Origin of the sequence: Urbifossiella limnaea (assembly GCF_007747215.1) — a bacterium.
In the GTDB taxonomy this organism is placed as follows: domain Bacteria; phylum Planctomycetota; class Planctomycetia; order Gemmatales; family Gemmataceae; genus Urbifossiella; species Urbifossiella limnaea.
In genome coordinates, this window is the sequence record NZ_CP036273.1 from 6,219,637 (window position 1) to 6,238,471 (window position 18,835).

Genomic DNA, 18,835 nt, shown 5'->3' on the forward strand with positions numbered 1-18,835 from the left:
TGGCGGGCGCCCGTCCGCGGTCGTACAGTGGCGGGGAACCCCTCCCGGAGGCCTCCCCCCATGCGCCACCTCCTCCCCGCGCTCGCGGTCGCCCTCGGCGCCGCCGTCGGCGTCGGCGGCCCGCTCGCCCTCGGCCAGGACAAGACGCCCGCCGCCGCGGGCGCCAAGATCAGCTGGAAGAAGACCGTTCTCGACACCAAGTTCCGCTCCGAGGGCGTGGCCGTCGCCGACGTCAACAAGGACGGCAAGGTCGACGTGCTCAACGGCGAGTACTGGTACGAGGCGCCGAACTGGACGCCGCACGAGCTCCAGCCGTTCAAGGACCACGGCGACGGCCTGCGGAACTACAGCCGCGTCTTCGCCTGCTGGGCCGAGGACGTCAACAAGGACACCTTCCCCGACCTCATCGTCATCGACTTCCCCGGCGCCCCCTGCTACTGGATGGAGAACCCGAAGGGGAAGGCCGGCCACTGGGCGAAGCACACCATCTGGCACTCGGCGTGTAACGAGACGCCGCTGTACACCGACCTGCTCGGCACCGGCAAGCGCGTCCTCGTGATGGGCTCCCAGCCGCCGGGCAAGGGGAACGAGGGCCAGATGGCCTACTTCACCCCGGACGAGAAGGACCCCGCCGCGAAGTGGGTGATGCACCCGATCAGCCCGCCGAGCACGCCGGCGGAGGTGAAGGACGGCAAGGCCGTCCCCGGCACCGGCAAGGAGATCCCCGGCACGCAGCGGTTCAGCCACGGGCTCGGCGTCGGCGACGTGAACGGCGACAAGCGGAAGGACGTGATCTGCACCGCCGGGTGGTGGGAGCAGCCGGAGAAGGCCGACGGCAAGACGCCGTGGGTGTTCCACCCGGCGGCCCTCGGGAACGCCGCCGCCGACATGTACGTCTGGGACATGGACGGCGACGGCAAGGCCGACGTGCTCAGCAGCTCGGCGCACCAGTTCGGCATCTGGTGGCACAAGCAGCGGCCGGCGGCGTCGCCCGGCGCTCACCCGGCGTTCCAGACGATGGTGCTCTTCCCGCGGCTCGTCAGCGAGACGCACGCGGCGCACTTCGTGGACATCGACGGCGACGGCCTCCCCGACTTCGTGACCGGCAAGCGGTGGTGGAGCCACGGCATGGCCGAGCCGGGGTCGGACGGGCCGGCGGCCATCTACTGGCTGAAGAACGCCCGCGGCCCGGACGGCATGACCACGTTCACCCCGATGACGATCGACGAGGACAGCGGCATCGGCACCCAGTTCGAGGTCGCCGACATCAACGGCGACGGGCTGCTGGACATCATCTCGTCGAACAAGAAGGGCGTGCGCGTCATCGTGCAGGTGCGGCGGTAGCTGCCCCGGCGAGCCGGGGGCGTCAGCCCCCGGCTTCTCGTGGCGCGTGGTTCAAGCATCCGGGGGCAGTCGCCCCCGGCTCACCATTTGGGGAGTCGCCCGTGCCCCGCATCGCCCCCGACGAAGGCCGCACCGGGTACGACCTCATCGGCTTCGACGCCGGCGGGGACGAGCGCCGCGACGACCCCAGCGGCGTCATGTCCGACCTCACCCTCCGCACCCTGGCCGACGACGCCACCGGCATCACCGACGTGTTCGTCGTCAGCCACGGGTGGATGGGCGACCTGCCCGCCTCGAAGGCGCAGTACGACGCCTGGCTGACCGCGATGGGCAGCTGCGGCGCCGACCTGGCCCGCGCCGCGCAGCAGCGGCCCGGCTTCAAGCCGCACGTCGTCGGCATCCACTGGCCGAGCCTGCCGTGGGGCGACGAGTCGTTCGGCGGCGGCGGGTCGTTCGCCGTCCCGGTGGACGGCCCCGCCGACCCCGTGGCGGCGCTCGTGGACGACTACGCCAGCCGCATCGTGGACACGCCGAAGGCCCGCGAGGCGCTGCAGCGCATCGTCTCGGCCGCAGTCGAGGACGTGGACCCGGACCAGCTCTCGCCCGAGGTGGTGCAGGCGTACCGCGAGCTGAACTGGGAGGCCGACCTGGGCGCCGCCGGCGCCACGCCCGCGGCCGACCGCAGCGGCTTCGACCCGCAGGGCATCTACGAGTCGCTGAAGGAGGACGCGCCGAGTTTCGGCCTGTTCGGCGGCGGCGGCGTGCTCGGCGTGCTGCGGACGCTGTCGTTCTGGCGGATGAAGGACCGCGCCCGCGCGTTCGGCGAGGCGGCCGGGTCGAAGCTGCTGGCGAAGATGATGCAGGCGGCGCCGCGGCACCTGCGCTTCCACCTCGTCGGCCACAGCTTCGGGTGCATCGTGATGGCGGCGACGCTCGGCGGGCCGCGCGGCCGCGGCCGGGTGGCGCAGCCGGTGGAGTCGCTGTCGCTGCTGCAAGGGGCGCTGTCGCTGTGGTCGTTCTGCGACGACATCCCCGGCGTGCCCGGCCAGCGCGGCTACTTCCGCCAGGTGATCGCCGACGGCCGGGTGCGCGGGCCGATCGTCTCGACCCAGTCGGCGTTCGACACGGCGACCGGGAAGTGGTACCCGCTGGGCGCCGGGGTGGCGCGGCAGGTGGCGTTCGCGGCGCCGGGCGAGCTGCCGAAGTACGGCGCGATCGGCACCCACGGCGTCCGCGGCCCCGGGGTGACGGCGACCGACCTGTCGCTCGTGAAGCCCGACCGCGACTACGCCTTCGCCCCGGGCGGCGTGTACAACCTGGAGGGCAGCGAGGTCATCTGCAACGGCTCCGGCGTGTCCGGTGCGCACAGCGACATCTGCCACCCCGAGGTGGCGCACGCGGTGTGGCAGGCGGCGCTGACGACCGTGTGAACGACCCGCGCTGCCGGCGCTTCACTCGCGCCCGCAGCTGAGGCACGCCCCTGGTATTCGCAATTCGCCGCGTGAACCTGCGCAAACTCTGCCGGTGATTCCGGCCCCCGCTCGCGCCCGGTGCCGTCCGCACAGCCCGTCTCGCGTGGTTGCCCACGTCTGCCGCCGATAACCCCTTCAGCCCGACCAACCCACCCCGGCGGCGCCCCAGGAACATCCCATGCGCCACGTCCTCCCACGCCTTCGCGCCGCCGTCGCCGGCGTCGCCCTCGCCGCCGGCCCCGCCGCGGCGCAACCGCCCGCCGAACTGCCGCCGGTGGTCACGCTCCCCGAGGTGCCGCAGGTCTGCGAGGAGGAAGCCGCCCCGAAAGGCGCCCCACCGGCTGCGGGTACGGCCACGCTCGCGGCGCCCGCCCCGGCCCCGGCGCCGGCCGGCCCGAAGTGGGTGACGCCGGCGCCGCGGTCGGGCTCGTTCATCGTCCCGCCGGTCGGCTGCGGCTACTACTCGGCCCTCGACCAGCTCCGCGGCGAGACCCGCCAGGCGCCGCCGAAGTACCCGTACCCGCGGTTCGGGCTCATGCAGCAGCCCAACTTCGACATCAACTGGTCGTACCTGAAGAACCCCCAGAACGCCGAGCACGACTACGCCGACCCGCTGAAGTGGATGCACGTTTGCGACGGCGTCACGCTCACCCTCGGCGGCGACGTGCGGTACCGGCTGATGCAGGAGGTGAACAGCAACAACCGCCTCGCCGGCCAGGTGGACAACTACGACCTGTACCGCAACCGCACCTACGCCGACCTGTGGGTGGACGACTGGCTGCGCGTCTACGGCGAGTTCCTGTACGCCGACTACACCCGCCGCAGCTTCACCCCGCTGGCGACGGACGCGGACCGCGGCGACATCCTCAACCTGTTCGTGGACGCGCGGGTGGCCCAGTTCGGCGAGAAGGACAACCCGGTGTACGTCCGCGCCGGGCGGCAGGAGCTCATCTACGGCTCGCAGCGGCTCGTCAGCCCGCTGGAGTGGGTGAACACCCGGCGCACCTTCCAGGGCGTCAAGGCGTTCACCCGCACCGACAAGTGGGACTTCGACCTGTTCGTGGTGCAGCCGGTGGTGCCGAACGCCGGCCGGTTCGACTCGGTGGACAACAACCAGGTGTTCAGCGGGGCGTTCTTCACGTACCGCCCGGCCGCGGGCATCAACCTCGACCTGTACTACCTGAACCTCGACAACACGAACCCGACCGCCCGCGGCCAGTACGGCGCCGTCGGCGGGCAGAACGTGAACACGATGGGCACGCGGTTGGTGGGGGCGAAGAACAACTGGTTGTGGGACGCCGAGGGGGCGTTCCAGTTCGGCAGCTACGCGAACCAGGCGATCATCGCCCGGTCGGCGTCGGTGAGCGGCGGGTACCACTTCAAGGACGCGCTGTGGGAGCCGCAGGTGTGGGTCGGCTACGACTACGCCAGCGGCGACCCGGACCCGCAGGCAAGTGGCACCCGGCGGACGTTCAACCAGCTGTTCCCGTTCGGCCACTACTACTTCGGCTTCACCGACGTGGTGGGCCGGCAGAACATCAACGACGTGTTCGCGCAGGCCGTGCTGTACCCGGAGAAGTGGCTGACGTGCATCGCCCAGTTCCACGTCCTGCGGCTCGACTCGGACCGCGACGCCCTGTACGCGGCGAACGGCACGGTGCTGCGGCAGGACCGCACCGGCCGGGCCGGCAACGACGTGGGGAACGCGATCGACCTGCGGGTGAACGCCCACCTGACGCATCACTCGGACGTGCTGGTGGGGTACTCGCGCCTGTTCGCCGGCGACTTCATCCGCAACACGGCCGGCACCGGCGCCGCGGGCGCGGCGAGGAGCGCGGACCCGGAGTTGTTCTACTTGCAGTACAGCTACAAGTGGTGAGGGTTCCGCCGCTTGCGGCGGTGCGCCGCGGCGCACCACCGCAAGCGGCATCAGCGGAGCGCCCCGCTCAGCTCGCGGACCAGCGCCCGCACGTCGGCCAGCGCCTTCGCCCGGTCGCCGGCGGCCGCCTCCAGCTTCTTCACCAGCGCGCTGCCGACGATCACCCCGTCGGCCACGTCCTTCAGCTCGCGGACGTGCTCCGGCCGGCTCACCCCGAACCCGACGCACAGCGGCAGGTCGGTCATCGTCCGCAGCCGGGCGAGCATGTCGCCGATCTGCACCGGCAGCCGGTCGCGCGCCCCGGTGATGCCGACCACGCTCACCACGTACACGAACCCGCCGCACGCCTTCACCACCTTCTCGGCCCGCGCCGGCGAGGTGGTCGGCGTCACCAGCAGGATCAGCTTGAAGTCGCGGTCGGCGGCGCGCTTCGACAGTTCCTCGGCCTCCTCGACGGGCAGGTCCGGCACGACGGCGCCGCTGAGGCCGGCCGCGAGGGCGGCGGTCATGAAGGCGTCCGGGCCGCGCTTGTAGACGAGCGAGTACGACGCCATCGCCACCATCGGCATCGTCCAGCCGGGCCGGGCGGCGACGGCGGCGGTGGCGGCGAACACGTCGGCGAGCTTCAGGCCGGGGGTGAGGGCGCGGGTGTACGACGCCTGGATGACCGGCCCGTCGGCGATGGGGTCGGAGAACGGGATGCCGATTTCGGCGAGGTCGGCGCCGCTCTCGGCCACGGCCGGCAGCAGGTCGCGGGTGAAGGCGAGGTCGGGGTCGCCGGCGGTGACGAACGGCATGAACGCCCGCCGGTTCTCGGCCCGGAGGCGGCGGAAGAGCGCATCGATCGGATTCATGGGGGTGGTTTTATCGGTTCCCGCCGGTTGCGGCGTTGCGCCGGGCGGGTCACAGGTACTTCATGCACACCACGCCCGCCACCACGAGCAGCGCCCCGAGCACCCGACCGGGCGTGAGCACCTGTTCCGGCAGCCCCAGCAGGGCGAAGTGGTCCAGCAGCAGCGAGCACAGCAGTTGCCCCGCCACCACCGACGCGATGAACAGCGCCGCGCCCAGTTCCGACACCAGCGTGGCGCCAGCCAGTACGATCAGGGCCCCGAGCGGGCCGCCGATCCAGTTCCACCACGGCGCCTGCCGGAGCGCCTCGGCCGACGGCGCCGTCGGGCGGAGCAGCAGCATCGCGGCGGCGGCCGTGAGGATGGTGCCGCAGATCGAGAAGAACGCGGCGAACAACGGGCTGTCGATGTTCCGGCTGAAGTTGCCGTTGGCCGACGCCTGGAGGGCGATGCACGCCCCGGCCCCGGCGGCCAGCAGCACGAACACGGCGGCGTGACTCATGGGGGGATTGTAAGGGCCGGCCGCATTCGTGGCGGGCGATGTGAAGCCGGCGTGAGAATCGGTCGCCGGTGAAACCCGCCCGCCGTTTTGGAGTTAAATAAGGCAATCGAGCCCTGCCCACCGCCGGGGGAAGCCGTGATCCGTGCCGCCAAGGTCGCCGCCCTGTTCGCCGCCGCCGTCGGGCTGGTCGGCGTCGCCGGCGGGCAGCCCGAGCCGAACCCGCTCCTGAAGCTCGCCAAGGCCGCGAAGGACGGCAAGCTGTCGCAGGACGACTTCCTCAAGGCCTTCGCCAAGAGCCCGAAGGGGAAGGAGAACCCCGCCGTCGGCAAGGCCGTGTTCTCCAGGCTCGACGCCAACATGGACGGCTTCCTGACCGCCGACGAGCTCAAGGTGCTCGGCGACAAGAAGGGCGGGAAGCTGGAGAAGGCACCGGGGAAGGCGCCGCCCGCCGGGTCCGGCTTCAACGACGCCCCGACCGCCGAGCAGCTGGCGTTCTTCGAGAAGAAGGTGCGGCCGGCCCTCGTCGAGCACTGCTACAAGTGCCACTCCGAAACGGCCGAAAAGCTCCGCGGCGGCCTCGCCCTCGACACCCGCGCCGGCACCCGCGCCGGCGGCGACACCGGCCCCGCCGTCGTGCCCGGCAGCCCCGAGCGCAGCCTGCTCGTGAGGGCGATTCGCTCGACGGACCAGGCCACGGCGATGCCGCCGAAGGGGAAGCTCCCGGAGAGCGTGATCGCCGACCTGGAGGCGTGGGTGAAGATGGGCGCCCCCGACCCGCGCGACGGGCAGAAGGTGGCGCGCCAGGAAATCGACGTGGTGAAGGGCCGGCAGTTCTGGTCGTTCCAGCCGCCGAAGATGCACCTCGCCCCGCTCGTGAAGGACGCCGCGTGGCCGCGCACGGACGTGGACCGCTTCCTCCTCGCCGCGCTCGAGGCGAAGGGCTTGCACCCCGTCGGCGACGCCGACCGCCGCACCCTCATCCGCCGCGTCTACCTCGACCTGACCGGCCTCCCGCCGACGGCCGAGGAAGTGGAAGCGTTCGCCTCCGACACCGACGCGAAGCCGTTCGTGAAGGTCGTTGACCACTTGCTGGCGTCGCCGCGGTTCGGCGAGCGGTGGGGCCGCCACTGGCTGGACGTGGCCCGCTACGCCGAGACGAGCGGCAAGACGGCGAACTTCAACTTCCCGCACGCGTGGCGGTACCGCGACTACGTCATCGCCGCGCTCAACGCCGACAAGCCGTACGACGTGTTCGTGAAGGAGCAGATCGCCGGCGACCTGATGCCGAGCGCCGACCCGAAGGTGCAGGCCGAGCGGCTGATCGCCACCGGGTTCCTGGCCATCGGCCCGAAGGCCCTCAACGAGCGGAACGGCCTCCAGTACGAACTGGACGTGGCCGACGAGCAGATCGACGTGACCACGCAGGCGTTCCTCGGCATCACCGCGGCGTGCGCCCGCTGCCACGACCACAAGTTCGACCCCATCCCGCAGCGCGACTACTACGCCCTCGCCGGCATCTTCCGCAGCACCGAGACGTGCTACGGCACCGTGCGGTTCGTGCAGAGCCAGCGGCCCAGCGCGCTGCTGGAGCTGCCGAAGGGGTGCGGCCTGCCCGCGGCCGTGGAGCCGCTCAGCGCCGCCGGCCGCGCCGCGACGGAGAAGACGATCGCCGACTTCACCCAGCGCATGAAGGACACGAAGGAGCCGATCAACAACATCTTCAACGCCGCGCAGGTCGCGCTGAACAAGTCGAAGCTCGACTCGTTCGACGCCGACGGCGCCCCGAAACTGCTGGCGATGGGCGCCCGCGAGAAGCCCGCCGGCTTCGGCGGCGGGTTCGGGCCGGGCGGCTTCGGCCCGCAGCCGAAGGGGATGAAGGGCGGGTTCGGGCCGGGCCTGTTCGGCAGCCGCACCGTGGCCGACAGCCCGCTGTACATCCGCGGCGAGGTGGACAAGCCGGGCGAGGTGGTGCCGCGCGGCTTCCTCCAGGTGCTGACGCCGAGCCCGAAGCCGATCCGCGCCGGCAGCGGCCGCAAGGAACTGGCCGAGTGGGTGGCCTCGAAGGACAACCCGCTGACGGCGCGCGTGATGGTGAACCGCGTGTGGCTGAACCTGTTCGGCCAGGGGCTCGTGCCGACGCCCGACAACTTCGGCGTCGCCGGCCGCGCGCCCACGAACCCGGCGCTGCTGGACACGCTCGCGGTGTCGTTCATGGACGACGGCTGGAGCGTGAAGCGGCTCATCCGCCGCATCGTGCTGAGCCGCGCCTACCAGCTCGACAGCCGCACGGATGCGAAGAACGCCGAGGCCGACCCGGACAACGCGCTGGTGTGGCGGATGAGCCCGCGGCGGCTGGACGCCGAGGCGCTGCGCGACTCGATGCTCGCCGCGAGCGGGCTGCTGAACCTGACGCCGCCGGTCGGTTCCGCGGTGGCACAGGCGGGCGAGGGGCCGTCGAACCGCCCGCGGCTCGGCGGCCTGGGCGCCGGCCCGGGGCCGAACGACCCGCGCGACAACCGCCGCTCCGTGTACCTGCCGGTGGTCCGCGACAACCTGCCGGAGGCGCTCGAGCTGTTCGACGGCGCCGACCCGAGCCTGGTGGTGTCGGAGCGGCCGACGACGACGGTGCCGGCGCAGGGTCTGTTCATGCTGAACAGCCCGTTCGCACTGCGGGTCGCCGACGCCGCCGCCGAGCGCGTGCTGAAGGGCACCACGGCCGACAGCGAGCGCGTGCGGGCGGCGTACCAGATCGCCTACTCGCGCACGCCGACGGACGCCGAGCTGACGACGGCGACGCGGTTCGTGGAGCAGTACCGCAGCGGCGGCCGCGGGCCGCGCGGCGAGCGCGAGACGTGGTCGGCGCTGATGCAGGCGCTGCTGGCAAGCGCCGAGTTCCAGTACCGCAAGTGACGCGACCGCTTGCGGCTTCGCGCTGCCCAACGCGAAGCCGCAAGCGGCAACGTAACCAGCACACCCCTAACCCGGACCGCACCCATGCTCTCACGCCGTCACCTGTTGCAGACCACGGCCTCCGGGTTCGGCTACCTCGCGTTCTCGGCACTGGCCCAGGCCCAGGAGCGCGCCGCCGACGCCAACCCCCTCGCGCCGAAGCGGCCGCACTTCGCCCCAAAGGCGAAGCGCGTCATCTTCCTGTGCATGGACGGCGGCCCGAGCCACGTCGACACGTTCGACTACAAGCCGAAGCTCATCGCCGACAACGGCAAGCCCTCGAACCGCGGCCGGTTCGGCGGCGCCACCCTCCTCGGCCCCACGGCGGCGTTCCGGCAGCGCGGCCAGAGCGGCCAGTGGATCAGCGACCTGTTCCCCGAGCTGGCCAACCGCGCCGACGACCTGTGCCTGCTCAACGGCATGCACACCGACCTGCCGGCACACCCGCAGGCGTTCCTGCAAATGCACTGCGGCATCTTCCAGTTCCCGCGGCCGAGCCTCGGCGCGTGGGTCCTCTACGGCCTCGGCACCGAGAACGCCAACCTCCCCGGGTTCGTCAGCATCTCGCCGCCGAGCAACAACAGCGGCCCCGCCAACTACGGCAGCTCGTTCCTCCCGGCGGCGTTCCAGGGCACCCGCGTCGATCGCTCGGGCCAGATCGCCAACCTCGCCAACCCGCGCCGCTCCGTCACCGCGCAGCGGCAGCAGCTCGACTTCCTCCAGCAGTTGAACCGCTCCGAGGCGGAGCGCGGCGGCGACGCGGCCGCGATCGACGGCCTCATCGGCTCCTACGAGCTGGCGTTCCGCATGCAGGCCGAGATGCCGAAGGTGATGGACCTGACCCAGGAAACGCGCGAGACGCAGGCGCTGTACGGCATCGGCGGCGGTCGCGGCGGCGGGGGCGGGTTCGGCGGCGGCTTCGGCCCCGGCGGCGGCGACAGCTTCGGCCGGGCCTGCCTGTCGGCGCGGCGCCTCGTCGAGGCGGGGGTGCGGTTCGTCGAGGTGAACCTCGGCGGCTGGGACCACCACCAGAACCTGAAGGAGTCGCTGGAGCGGAACTGCGCCGCCGTGGACAAGCCGGCCGCGGCGCTGCTGACCGACCTGAAGCGCCGCGGCCTGCTGGACGACACGCTGGTGATCTGGGGCGGCGAGTTCGGCCGCACGCCGGCGGCGCAGGGCGCCAACGGCCGCGACCACAACAACAAGGGCTACAGCATGTGGATGGCCGGCGGCGGCGTGAAGGGCGGGCTGCGGCACGGCGCCACCGACGACTACGGCTTCGAGGCGGTGACGGGCAAGGTCCACGTCCACGACTGGCACGCGACGATCCTGCACCTGCTGGGCCTCGACCACGAGAAGCTGACGTTCCGCCACGCCGGCCGCGACATGCGGCTGACCGACGTGAAGGGCACCGTGGTGCGCGAGGTGCTGGCCTGATTGTTCCGCCGCTTGCGGCGTAGCGCCGTGTCGCTACGCCGCGAGCGGCGGCGTCCTGAAACCCCTCCCCTCTCCCCCAGGTACAATAGCCGCCCACGAACCACGGAACCGGTCCATGCGCGTTGCCGCACTGCTGCTCACGGTCGCCCTCGTCACCGCAGTCCCGGCCGACGAGCCGCGGCGCAACCCGTTCCGCGACGGCACCGGCAAGGGCGGCGTCGACCCCACCGCGAAACCCGTCACGCCGCGCCCCACACCCACGCCGTCGCCCGCACCCGCACCGTCCGCCCCCGACCTGAAGACCGCCCCGAAGGTGCGCCGCGCCGTCGACCACCGCGTCGGCGTTCTCGTCGCCGACGCGCCGTTCACCGACCGCGCCGGCAAGACGGGCAAGCTCTCGGACTTTCGCGACAAGGCGTACCTCGTCGTGGCCATGACCGACCCCGGCTGCCCGCTGTGCCAGAAGTTCGCCCCCGCCCTCGCCCGGCTGGAGAAGGAGTACGCGGCGAAGAACGTCGCCTTCCTGTTCGTGAACCCGCTGGCGGACGAGAAGTTCGCCGCCGCCGTCGGCGCCACCAGCACCACGGAAGTGGTCGTGCTCGACCCGGCCCGCACGGTCGTGTACCGCGGCGCCGTGAGCGACCAGTACGGCCTCGGCTACAGCCTCGACGCGCCGCGCTACAACTACCTCGCCGCCGCCCTCGACCACCTCCTCGCCGGCCGCGTGCCGAAGGTCGCCGCCACCACCGCCCCCGGCTGCGAAATTTCGCCCCCGGCCGCGCCGCCGACGCCGCTCACCTACCACGCCCGCGTCGAGCGGATCGTGCAGCAGAACTGCGTCGAGTGCCACCGCGCCGGCGGCACCGCCCCGTTCGCGCTCGACACCTACGAGCAGCTGGCCGCCCGCCGCGGCGCCGTGAAGCGGGCCGTGACCGACAAGGTGATGCCGCCGTGGTACGCCGCGGCGCCGGCCGCGGGCGAGCACACGCCGTGGATGAACGACCGCTCCCTCACGACCGCCGACCGCTCCGACCTGCTGGCCTGGCTCGACGGCGACCGTCCGAAGGGGAACCCGGCCGACGCCCCCCGCCCGCGCTCGTTCGAGACCGGCTGGAGCATCGGCAAGCCGGACATGATTATCGAGCTGCCGCGGGCCGTGCCGATTAAGGCCGAGGGCGTGATGCCCTACGTCAACATCATGGTCCCCACCGGGCTCACCGAGGACAAGTGGGTCGCCGCGCTGGAGGTGCAGCCGACGGCCCGACAGGTGACGCACCACGCCCTGGTGTTCGCGGCGAAGCCGGGCGACCCGACCAAGGGCGAGGGCGACGGGTTCTTCGCCGCCTACGCCCCGGGGGCCGTGGCGCTGGTGTACCCCGAGGGCTACGCCAAGAAGCTGTCGAAGGACGCGGCCCTGCGGTTCCAGCTCCACTACACTCCGAACGGCACCGCGACCGAGGACCGCACGCGGATCGGGCTGGTGTTCGCCAAGGCGCCGCCGCGACACGAGGCGCGGGTGGCGGCGCTGGTGAACGGCCGGTTCGAGATCCCGCCGGGCGACCCGAACTACAAGATCGAGTCGGACGCGAAGTTCTTCCCGCCGCGGCTGATGCAGCCGGCGTGGTACACGCCGGCGCGGATTCTGGCGTTCTTCCCGCACGCCCACGTCCGCGGCAAGGCGATGAAGTTCGAGCTGCCGGGCGAGGGCGGCGCCCCGTCGCGCACGCTGCTGGAGGTGCCGCGGTACGACTTCAACTGGCAGCTGGAGTACCGCTACGCGGAGCCGGTGCCGGTGCCGGCGGTGACGCAGCTGAAGTACACCGCGTGGTACGACAACAGCCGCGGCAACCCCGCCAACCCCGACCCGACGGTGCCGGTGCGCTGGGGCCCGCAGACGTTCAACGAGATGCACCTCGGGTACGTCGAGTTCGTCGCCGACCGCTGATGCGCCGGGTGCGGTAGCATCGCCCGTGCGCAAGGTAGGTCTGGTCAGCTCCACGGCGTATAGTCGGCGCGCACGCCACTGTAGCGAGCCCGGTAGGGCGGAACTCTGCGACCCGTTTGGTCGCAGGTAACGACCACGATGCAGGCGCCGCGTTGCAATGCGCCACGAAGCGCGCGAATCCTAGTTCGGCGGCGGAGGGCTCCGCGGATGGAGGAGGCGGATCGGTTGGCGCGTGCGGCTCGGCTCCGCGAAGCAGCGATGGCCTCCGTCCGCGAGGAGAACGAGCGGATGGCCCGCGAGGCCGCCCGTAACTGCTGTAAGCAATGCCCGCATCCGAAGCCGGAGCGGGACGAGGTGGTGGATCTCCTGAACGGCGTCCGACTGTCGGTATATGTGGCCCACTGCCAGCGCCCCGGCCCGGACTGCACCGCGCTCGTCTATTCGCACCTGCTGTCGGAGCCGCCGGCGGTGGCCAACCGCATGGTTGAGCACTTGGCCGCGGTGCCGGAGTTGGCGGCGGCCGGGGTGAGCTGGTTGGCCTGCCTCGCCCCGGACGCGGACCGGCTCATACTGACGTACCGCGTCCCGGCGTCGGAACGGGTCGCGGCAGCGGTCGGAGCGATGCGGGTTGAGGAGTTCGAGCAAGAGCCAGTTGGCCCGTCTTGCTTGAGGTGTGGGCAGCCGATCCCGTTACACAGGCTGGCCAACGTACCCCAAGCAGTCCGCTGCTGGGAGTGCCAAACGGCGATCGAGCGGGTGTAGCGCCGACGCTGGGGGATGGACTTTCAAAGGAGCCGGCACGGACAGCTGCCGAAGCGCATGTTACAGCGGATCGCCGGCTGAATACCGCGGTTCAGCTGCACCTGCCACCAGCAGCCACTAGAAGATCGTGAAACCAGTTCTCTGGGAATTGGCTCAATCGCTTGGCGATTCCAAGCGCTTACGGCGTTAGCGGGCACGAAGGCGATGCTACCCGGTCGCGTTCGCCTTCAGCAAATCCTCGACCACGCCGTCGGCGACGCAGAGGCCGCGGCGGGTGAGCGTCACCGCGGCGCCGTCGTCGGCGAGCAGCCCCGCCGCCACCAGCGCCGCCACACGCCCCCGAACGAGCTCGTCCAGGGCGAACCCCGTTTGCTCGCGGAAGCGGCCGCGGGCGATGCCGTCGGCGCGGCGCAGCTGCGTCGCCAGCGTCTCGAACGCGCGGTCGCGCGGCGGCAGCTCCTCACCCTGGAACGTGGGCGACTCGCCGGCGAGGACGCGGCGCACGTACAGCACCGTGTCGCGGACGTTCAGCTCCCGCCGGCCGCCCACGTAGCGCGCCGCGCCGGTGCCGAACCCGTGGTACGCCTCGTTCGCCCAGTACCGCTCGTTGTGCCGGCAGCGCCGCCCCGGCCGGGCGAAGTTCGACACCTCGTAGTGCTCGAACCCGGCCGCGGTCAGGCGGTCGATGGCGTGCTCGTACATCGCCAGCTCGGCGTCCTCGGGCACGGCGGGCACCGCGCCGCGGCGGCGCGCCTTCCACAGCGGCGTCCCCGTCTCGTAGGTCAGGCCGTACGTGCTCACGTGGTCCGGGGCGAACGCCAGGGCGGCGTCCAGGTCGGCGGCCCAGTCGGCGGGGGTGCTGCCGGGGGCGGCGAAGATCAGGTCGAGCGACAGCGCCAGGCCGCGCCCGCGGACGGCGTCCACGGCCCGCGGCACCTGCTCTGGAGTGTGGCGGCGTTCGAGCGCCGCGAGCGACCCGGGGCGGAACGACTGCACCCCGAGGCTGACCCGCGTCACGCCGCCGGCCGCGAGCGCGGCGGCCTTCTCGGCATTGAACGTCTCCGGGTTCGCCTCGACGCTGAACTCGCTGCCCGGCGGCGCGGGGAGCCAGCGGTTCAGCAGCGCGAGCAGGCGCGCGAGCTGGTCGGCGCTCAGGTGCGTGGGCGTGCCGCCGCCGATAAACCGCGTCTCGACGGGGAACGGCTCGCCGAGGCCGGCCAGCTCGACGGCCAGGGCGTCCAGGTACAGCTCGACGAGGTGGTCGCTGCCGGTGGCGACGGCGAAGTCGCAGTACCCGCAGTGGTGGGCGCAGAACGGGACGTGCACGTAGGCCGTGCGCGGGTGGAACCAGGGGTCGGACATGGGGCTCAGTTTACGCCCCCGTCGGCGACGGGTCGTGAGGCGGCGCCCCGCCTCGGGTAACATGCAGCCTCGTACCCGCCCGCCCGCCCGCTCCGAGGTGCCCGATGCGCCCGCTGTTCGCGCTCGCCGTCCTCGCCGCCGTTTCCCAAACGGCCCGCGCCGACGACCCCGTCAAGGTCTTCGAGCAGCGGCTGCTCCCCATCTTCAAGTCGCCGAATCCCAGCAGCTGCGTGCAGTGCCACCTCGCGGCCGTGGACCTGAAGGACTACATCCTGCCGAGCTCGCGCGACACGTTCCTCGCGCTCCGCGACCAGGGGCTCATCGACCTGGAGCGGCCCGACGACTCGCGCATCCTCAAGCTGATCGGCCGCGGCAAGACCGACCCCGGGGCGAAGCTCATCCCGGCCGGCGTCCGCGACGCCGAGTACGCCGCGTTCTCGGCGTGGATCAAGGCCTGCGCCGACGACCCGCAGCTGAAGGCCGCGAAGGCCAAGGCGCCGGCGCTGGCGGTGAAGCCGGTCGAGGTGGTGCGGCACGCCCGCGCCGACCGCGTGACCGAGTCGTTCGCGTCGAACGTGTGGGCGATGCGGTTCCGCTGCATGAACTGCCACACGGAGGGAACGCCGGCGTGCGACAAGCACGTGAAGGAGCACGGCGAGCGCGTGGCGTGGTTCAAGCGCGGCGGCCCCGAGGCGACCATGAACTACCTGCTCGGCAGCGGCCTGCTCGACTTCTCCAACCCCGAGAACAGCCTGCTGCTGCGGAAGCCGCTGGGGGGCGTGAAGCACGGCGGCGGCATCAAGTTCGTGACGGGCGATCAGGGCTATCGCGCCTTCCGCGGCTGGATCGAGGACGCGGCGGCAGTCCGCGCCGGGAAGTACGCGAAGGCGGCCGACCTGCCGCCGCCGGAGCGCGAGCGGCGGTTCGGCTCCGAGGCCTGGCTGAAGCTCACGAACACGCCGCCGGAGTGGGGCGACAAGCTCCTCCAGGCCGACGTGTACGCCTGGGACGCGGCGGCGAACAAGTGGGAGGCGGCGCCGGTGGCGACATCCGATCGCGTGGTGTGGGGCAAGGGGAAGGCGTGGCAGCACACGCTGACGCTGCTGGCGGCGCCGGGCTCGGAGCGGGCGAAGGCGTGGGCCGCGGGGAAGGCGGCACTGCCGGCGGGGAAGTATTTGGTGCGCGTGTACGTGGACCGCGCCGGCGCGAAGGCGGCCGACTGGCGGCGGGCGTGGGTTCCCGACGACTACGCGGGCGCGGTGGAGGTGGAGTCGCGGTGGCCGGAGGGCTACGGCTCGATGACGACGGCCGACGCCGCCCGGGTTCGGCGGGAGTGACACCGCGGCGTCACCGCGGGAGCGTCCACACCTTCACGGTCTTGTCCCAGCTGCCGGCGGCGAGGCGGGGCCGTGTCGGGTCGAAGGCCAGCGCCAGCACCTCGCCGGTGTGGCGGAGCGCCGCCCGCTCCTTCCAGCCAGCGGTGTCCCACAGGCGGACATCGCCGGGGCGGTTCCAGTCGCCGTCGCCGCTGGCGAGGGTGCGGCCGTCGGCCGAGAACGCCACCGCCCACACATCGCCGGCGTGCCCCTTCAGCGACGCCACCTCGGCGCCGGTGGCCAGGTCGAACACCTTGACGACGCCGTACCGCGTGCCGGCCGCCAGCCGCTTCCCGTCCGGCGACACCGCCACCGACCGCACCTCCGCTGCGTTCGGCCGGATCACCATCCGCTCCTTCCGGGTCGCCACGTCCCACAGGCGGATGGTGTTGTCGGAGCTGCCGGACACGAGCGTGCGGCCGTCGGGCGTGAAGGCCACGGCGTTGACCCAGGACTTGTGCCCGTCCAGAGTCGCGACGGGTTCGCGGGCGTCCCACAGCACCACGCGCGTGTCGATGCCGCCGGTGGCCATCGCCTTGCCGTCGGGCGATACCGCCACGGCCATGACGACGCCCCTGTGGCCGGTGAGGGTGTGCTTCACGCCGCCGGTCGCGGCATCCCACAATTTCGCGGTGCCGTCGAAGCTCGCGCTGGCGAGAGTCTTACCATCCGGCGACCACGCCACGGCAGAGACGTAATCCGTGTGACCCTTCAGCGTCGCGAGTTCGCGGCAGGTGTCGGCGTCCCACACCTTCACGGTCTTGTCGGCGCTGGCGGTGGCGAGCCGCTTCCCGTCCGGCGAGAAGGCCACGCCGCCGACCCAGCCGGTGTGGCCCTTCAGCGTGCGGGCGTCGTCGGCCGGTTGCGCGGCGACCAGGGTGACGGCGAGGAGGGCGGCAGTGGTGCGCATGTCGCCACGCTACACCGGCGGCGCGGCGGGGGCAACCGGCCGAACGGGTTGCTGGCGCGCCCGGCCCCGTGTACCGTGGCGACATGCGCACCACTGCCGCCCTCCTCGCCGCCCTCGTCGCCACACTTCCCGCGCCGGCCCAGGAGTCCGCCGAACCCGGCTACATCGCTTCCACGCTCCGAGGCTTTTTCGCAAATACGGCCCGGCCCGACGGCTCGTTCCGCCCCGGCATCGACCCCGCCTACGAGGGCATGTCCGACAGCGCGTTCAGCGACCTCGCCCCGGTCGCCTACGCCGTCGTGCTCCACAAAACCTTCGGCTGGAAGCTCCCCGACGAGGCCAAGACGCGCGAGTTCCTCCTCGGCCGGCAGCGCGACGACGGCTCGTTCTTCAACGTGGCCGGCACCGTCGGCCCCGACTCGGCCGCGGGCCGGGCCTACAACACGACGATGGCCGTGATGGCGCTGAAGGCGCTGAACACGAAGCCGCGCCGCGACCCGCTCCCCGTCTTCGACGCCGTGCTGAAGACCGATTACAAGGAGCTGCCGGCGTACATGACGAGCTTCTTCCCGCTCGCGTACCTGGCCAGCGGCAAGGCCATCCCGCCGGAAGCGGACCGGAAGATCAAGGCGCTGATGGAGCAGGACGCCGACGGCTACCTGCACGACCACGTCGCCGCGACGTTCCACGCCGCCCACTACTACCGGCTGATCGGCGAGCCGGTGCCGCGCGGCGAGGCGATGCTGGCCCGGGTGCTGCGCGACCAGAAGCCGGACGGCAGCTGGATGCTGAACCCGCCGGCCCGCGACCGGCACGCCACGTTCGACGCGGTGTTCGTGGTGCGGCAGCTCGGCGGCAACCGGCCCGCGGCCCGGGAGGCGCTGCGGAAGGCGGCATCCTGGTCGCTGACGTGCCGCAACCGCGACGGCGGCTTCGGCCACTACCCCGGCAGCCCGTCCGACGCCGACGCCTGCTTCTTCCACGCCGGCACGCTGGTGATGGCCGGGTACTTGAAACCCGTCGAACCGCTGCCCCCGGACGCCCGCCTCCTCGGCTGGGGGCACCTGTTCCCCGTGAGCGAGTAGCCGCGTCAGTCCCGCAGCGCGTGCCCCGTCAGCTCCAGGAACACGCGTTCCAGCGTCGGCTCCGTCGCGGTCACCGCCGTCAACTCAACGCCGGCCGCGGCGCACGCCGCCGCGGCGCGGGCCAGCGCCGGCGCCGCCTCGTCCACCACTAGCTCGAACCCGTCCGCCGTCGGCGCGACGGAGCGCACGCCCGGCAGCGCCGCCAGCCGCTCCGTGAACCCGGCCGGCGCCGACACGCCCAACCGCAGCGTCGTGTCCAGCCGGCGCAGCAGGTTCGTCAGCGTGTCGCACGCCTTCACCCGGCCGTGGTCGAGCACCGCCAGCCGCGGGCACAGCGCCTGAACTTCCTCCAGGTAGTGGCTCGTGTACAGCACCGTCATGCCGGCGGCGCTCAGCGCCTTTACCTGCTCGAAGATGTGGTTGCGGCTCTGCGGGTCCACGCCGGTCGTCGGCTCGTCCAGGAACAGCACCCGCGGCCGGTGGACGACCGCCGCCGCCAGGTTCAGCCGCCGCTTCATGCCGCCGGAGAAGGTGCCGGCGCGGTCGTCGGCGCGGTCGGCGAGGCCGACGGCGGCGAGCTGCTCGGTCACGCGGCTGTTCAGGTCGGCGCCGCGGAGGCCGTACAGCTTGCCGAAGAACCGCAGGTTCTCGCGCGCCGTCAGGTCGGGGTAGATGCTCAGGTCTTGCGTGCCGATGCCGACGAGGCGGCGGCGGCCGCGGTCGGCGGGGGTGAACGGCTGACCGAACAGCGTGACGGCGCCGGCGTCGGCGGCGGCGAGGCCGGCGAGGATCGAGATGAGGGTGGTCTTGCCGGCGCCGTTCGGGCCGAGGAGGCCGAAGACTTCGCCCTCGCCGACGGCGAGCGAGACGCCGTCGAGGGCGAGGGTGCCGCCGTGGGCCTTGCGGATGCCGTCGGCGGCGAGCACGGGGGCGGACATGCCGGGTATGATACGGCCCGCGC

At 72.2% G+C, this 18,835-nt stretch carries 14 protein-coding genes; 9 read left to right on the top strand and 5 right to left on the bottom strand.

The features are described 5' to 3' along the window. Window positions 1-60 precede the first annotated feature (60 nt). The 3 genes from ETAA1_RS25335 to ETAA1_RS25345 all read left to right on the top strand — a co-directional run bounded on the left by ETAA1_RS25335 (window position 61) and on the right by ETAA1_RS25345 (window position 4,695). Window positions 61-1,344, top strand: coding sequence for an FG-GAP repeat domain-containing protein (locus ETAA1_RS25335; RefSeq protein WP_145243277.1), 1,284 nt, complete (start codon window positions 61-63; stop codon window positions 1,342-1,344). A 101-nt stretch (window positions 1,345-1,445) separates the two neighbouring features. Next, window positions 1,446-2,774: a hypothetical protein gene (locus ETAA1_RS25340; RefSeq protein WP_145243278.1), complete on the top strand. Its 1,329-nt coding sequence runs from the start codon at window positions 1,446-1,448 to the stop codon at window positions 2,772-2,774. A 220-nt stretch (window positions 2,775-2,994) separates the two neighbouring features. Continuing rightward, entirely contained in the window at window positions 2,995-4,695 is a 1,701-nt protein-coding gene (locus ETAA1_RS25345) for an alginate export family protein (protein WP_145243279.1), read from the top strand. A 50-nt stretch (window positions 4,696-4,745) separates the two neighbouring features. On the opposite strand, the gene trpA is transcribed toward ETAA1_RS25345, so the two are convergent. Both trpA and ETAA1_RS25355 read right to left on the bottom strand, forming a co-directional pair. After that, window positions 4,746-5,549: a tryptophan synthase subunit alpha gene (gene trpA / locus ETAA1_RS25350; RefSeq protein WP_145243280.1), complete on the bottom strand. Its 804-nt coding sequence runs from the start codon at window positions 5,547-5,549 to the stop codon at window positions 4,746-4,748. 49 nt (window positions 5,550-5,598) lie between these two features. Further along, complete coding sequence (locus ETAA1_RS25355) at window positions 5,599-6,048, bottom strand: DMT family transporter (protein WP_145243281.1); 450 nt, start codon at window positions 6,046-6,048, stop codon at window positions 5,599-5,601. A 135-nt stretch (window positions 6,049-6,183) separates the two neighbouring features. Between ETAA1_RS25355 and ETAA1_RS25360 the strand changes: the two genes are divergently transcribed. From ETAA1_RS25360 to ETAA1_RS25375, 4 genes are all read left to right on the top strand, one after another. After that, a complete protein-coding gene (locus ETAA1_RS25360; protein ID WP_202920395.1) occupies window positions 6,184-8,958 on the top strand; it encodes a DUF1553 domain-containing protein in 2,775 nt (924 codons plus the stop codon). A gap of 84 nt (window positions 8,959-9,042) precedes the next feature. Then, complete coding sequence (locus ETAA1_RS25365) at window positions 9,043-10,434, top strand: DUF1501 domain-containing protein (RefSeq protein ID WP_145243282.1); 1,392 nt, start codon at window positions 9,043-9,045, stop codon at window positions 10,432-10,434. 115 nt (window positions 10,435-10,549) lie between these two features. Continuing rightward, the gene (locus ETAA1_RS25370; RefSeq protein WP_145243283.1) at window positions 10,550-12,379 is read left to right on the top strand and encodes a redoxin family protein; all 1,830 of its coding nucleotides are present in this window, start codon (window positions 10,550-10,552) and stop codon (window positions 12,377-12,379) included. 258 nt (window positions 12,380-12,637) lie between these two features. Beyond that, window positions 12,638-13,141, top strand: coding sequence for a TraR/DksA C4-type zinc finger protein (locus ETAA1_RS25375; protein ID WP_202920396.1), 504 nt, complete (start codon window positions 12,638-12,640; stop codon window positions 13,139-13,141). 207 nt (window positions 13,142-13,348) lie between these two features. Here the strand turns inward: ETAA1_RS25375 and hemW are convergent, their stop codons facing one another. Further along, complete coding sequence (hemW, locus tag ETAA1_RS25380) at window positions 13,349-14,503, bottom strand: radical SAM family heme chaperone HemW (protein WP_145243285.1); 1,155 nt, start codon at window positions 14,501-14,503, stop codon at window positions 13,349-13,351. Between the two features lie 104 nt (window positions 14,504-14,607). Here hemW and ETAA1_RS25385 point away from each other — a divergent pair, with 104 nt between their 5' ends. Further along, the gene (locus tag ETAA1_RS25385) at window positions 14,608-15,840 is read left to right on the top strand and encodes a hypothetical protein (protein ID WP_145243286.1); all 1,233 of its coding nucleotides are present in this window, start codon (window positions 14,608-14,610) and stop codon (window positions 15,838-15,840) included. A 10-nt stretch (window positions 15,841-15,850) separates the two neighbouring features. Here ETAA1_RS25385 and ETAA1_RS25390 read toward each other — a convergent pair whose 3' ends face one another. Further along, window positions 15,851-16,789, bottom strand: a complete 939-nt coding sequence (locus tag ETAA1_RS25390) for a WD40 repeat domain-containing protein (protein ID WP_145243287.1) — start codon at window positions 16,787-16,789, stop codon at window positions 15,851-15,853. An 83-nt stretch (window positions 16,790-16,872) separates the two neighbouring features. On the opposite strand from ETAA1_RS25390, the gene ETAA1_RS25395 reads away from it, so the two are divergent. Continuing rightward, window positions 16,873-17,874, top strand: coding sequence for a prenyltransferase/squalene oxidase repeat-containing protein (locus tag ETAA1_RS25395; protein ID WP_145243288.1), 1,002 nt, complete (start codon window positions 16,873-16,875; stop codon window positions 17,872-17,874). Window positions 17,875-17,879: 5 nt separating this feature from the next. On the opposite strand, the gene ETAA1_RS25400 is transcribed toward ETAA1_RS25395, so the two are convergent. Then, window positions 17,880-18,812, bottom strand: a complete 933-nt coding sequence (locus tag ETAA1_RS25400; protein WP_145243289.1) for an ABC transporter ATP-binding protein — start codon at window positions 18,810-18,812, stop codon at window positions 17,880-17,882. Window positions 18,813-18,835 lie beyond the last annotated feature (23 nt).

What these genes read in the sequence shown, in the direction of transcription:
- ETAA1_RS25335 (WP_145243277.1), top strand. Translation starts at nt 61, where the DNA reads ATGCGCCACCTCCTCCCCGCGCTCGCGGTCGCCCTCGGCGCCGCCGTC.
- ETAA1_RS25345 (WP_145243279.1), top strand. Translation starts at nt 2,995, where the DNA reads ATGCGCCACGTCCTCCCACGCCTTCGCGCCGCCGTCGCCGGCGTCGCC.
- trpA (WP_145243280.1), bottom strand. Translation starts at nt 5,549, where the DNA reads ATGAATCCGATCGATGCGCTCTTCCGCCGCCTCCGGGCCGAGAACCGG.
- ETAA1_RS25355 (WP_145243281.1), bottom strand. Translation starts at nt 6,048, where the DNA reads ATGAGTCACGCCGCCGTGTTCGTGCTGCTGGCCGCCGGGGCCGGGGCG.
- ETAA1_RS25365 (WP_145243282.1), top strand. Translation starts at nt 9,043, where the DNA reads ATGCTCTCACGCCGTCACCTGTTGCAGACCACGGCCTCCGGGTTCGGC.
- ETAA1_RS25370 (WP_145243283.1), top strand. Translation starts at nt 10,550, where the DNA reads ATGCGCGTTGCCGCACTGCTGCTCACGGTCGCCCTCGTCACCGCAGTC.
- ETAA1_RS25375 (WP_202920396.1), top strand. Translation starts at nt 12,638, where the DNA reads ATGGCCTCCGTCCGCGAGGAGAACGAGCGGATGGCCCGCGAGGCCGCC.
- hemW (WP_145243285.1), bottom strand. Translation starts at nt 14,503, where the DNA reads ATGTCCGACCCCTGGTTCCACCCGCGCACGGCCTACGTGCACGTCCCG.
- ETAA1_RS25385 (WP_145243286.1), top strand. Translation starts at nt 14,608, where the DNA reads ATGCGCCCGCTGTTCGCGCTCGCCGTCCTCGCCGCCGTTTCCCAAACG.
- ETAA1_RS25390 (WP_145243287.1), bottom strand. Translation starts at nt 16,789, where the DNA reads ATGCGCACCACTGCCGCCCTCCTCGCCGTCACCCTGGTCGCCGCGCAA.
- ETAA1_RS25395 (WP_145243288.1), top strand. Translation starts at nt 16,873, where the DNA reads ATGCGCACCACTGCCGCCCTCCTCGCCGCCCTCGTCGCCACACTTCCC.
- ETAA1_RS25400 (WP_145243289.1), bottom strand. Translation starts at nt 18,812, where the DNA reads ATGTCCGCCCCCGTGCTCGCCGCCGACGGCATCCGCAAGGCCCACGGC.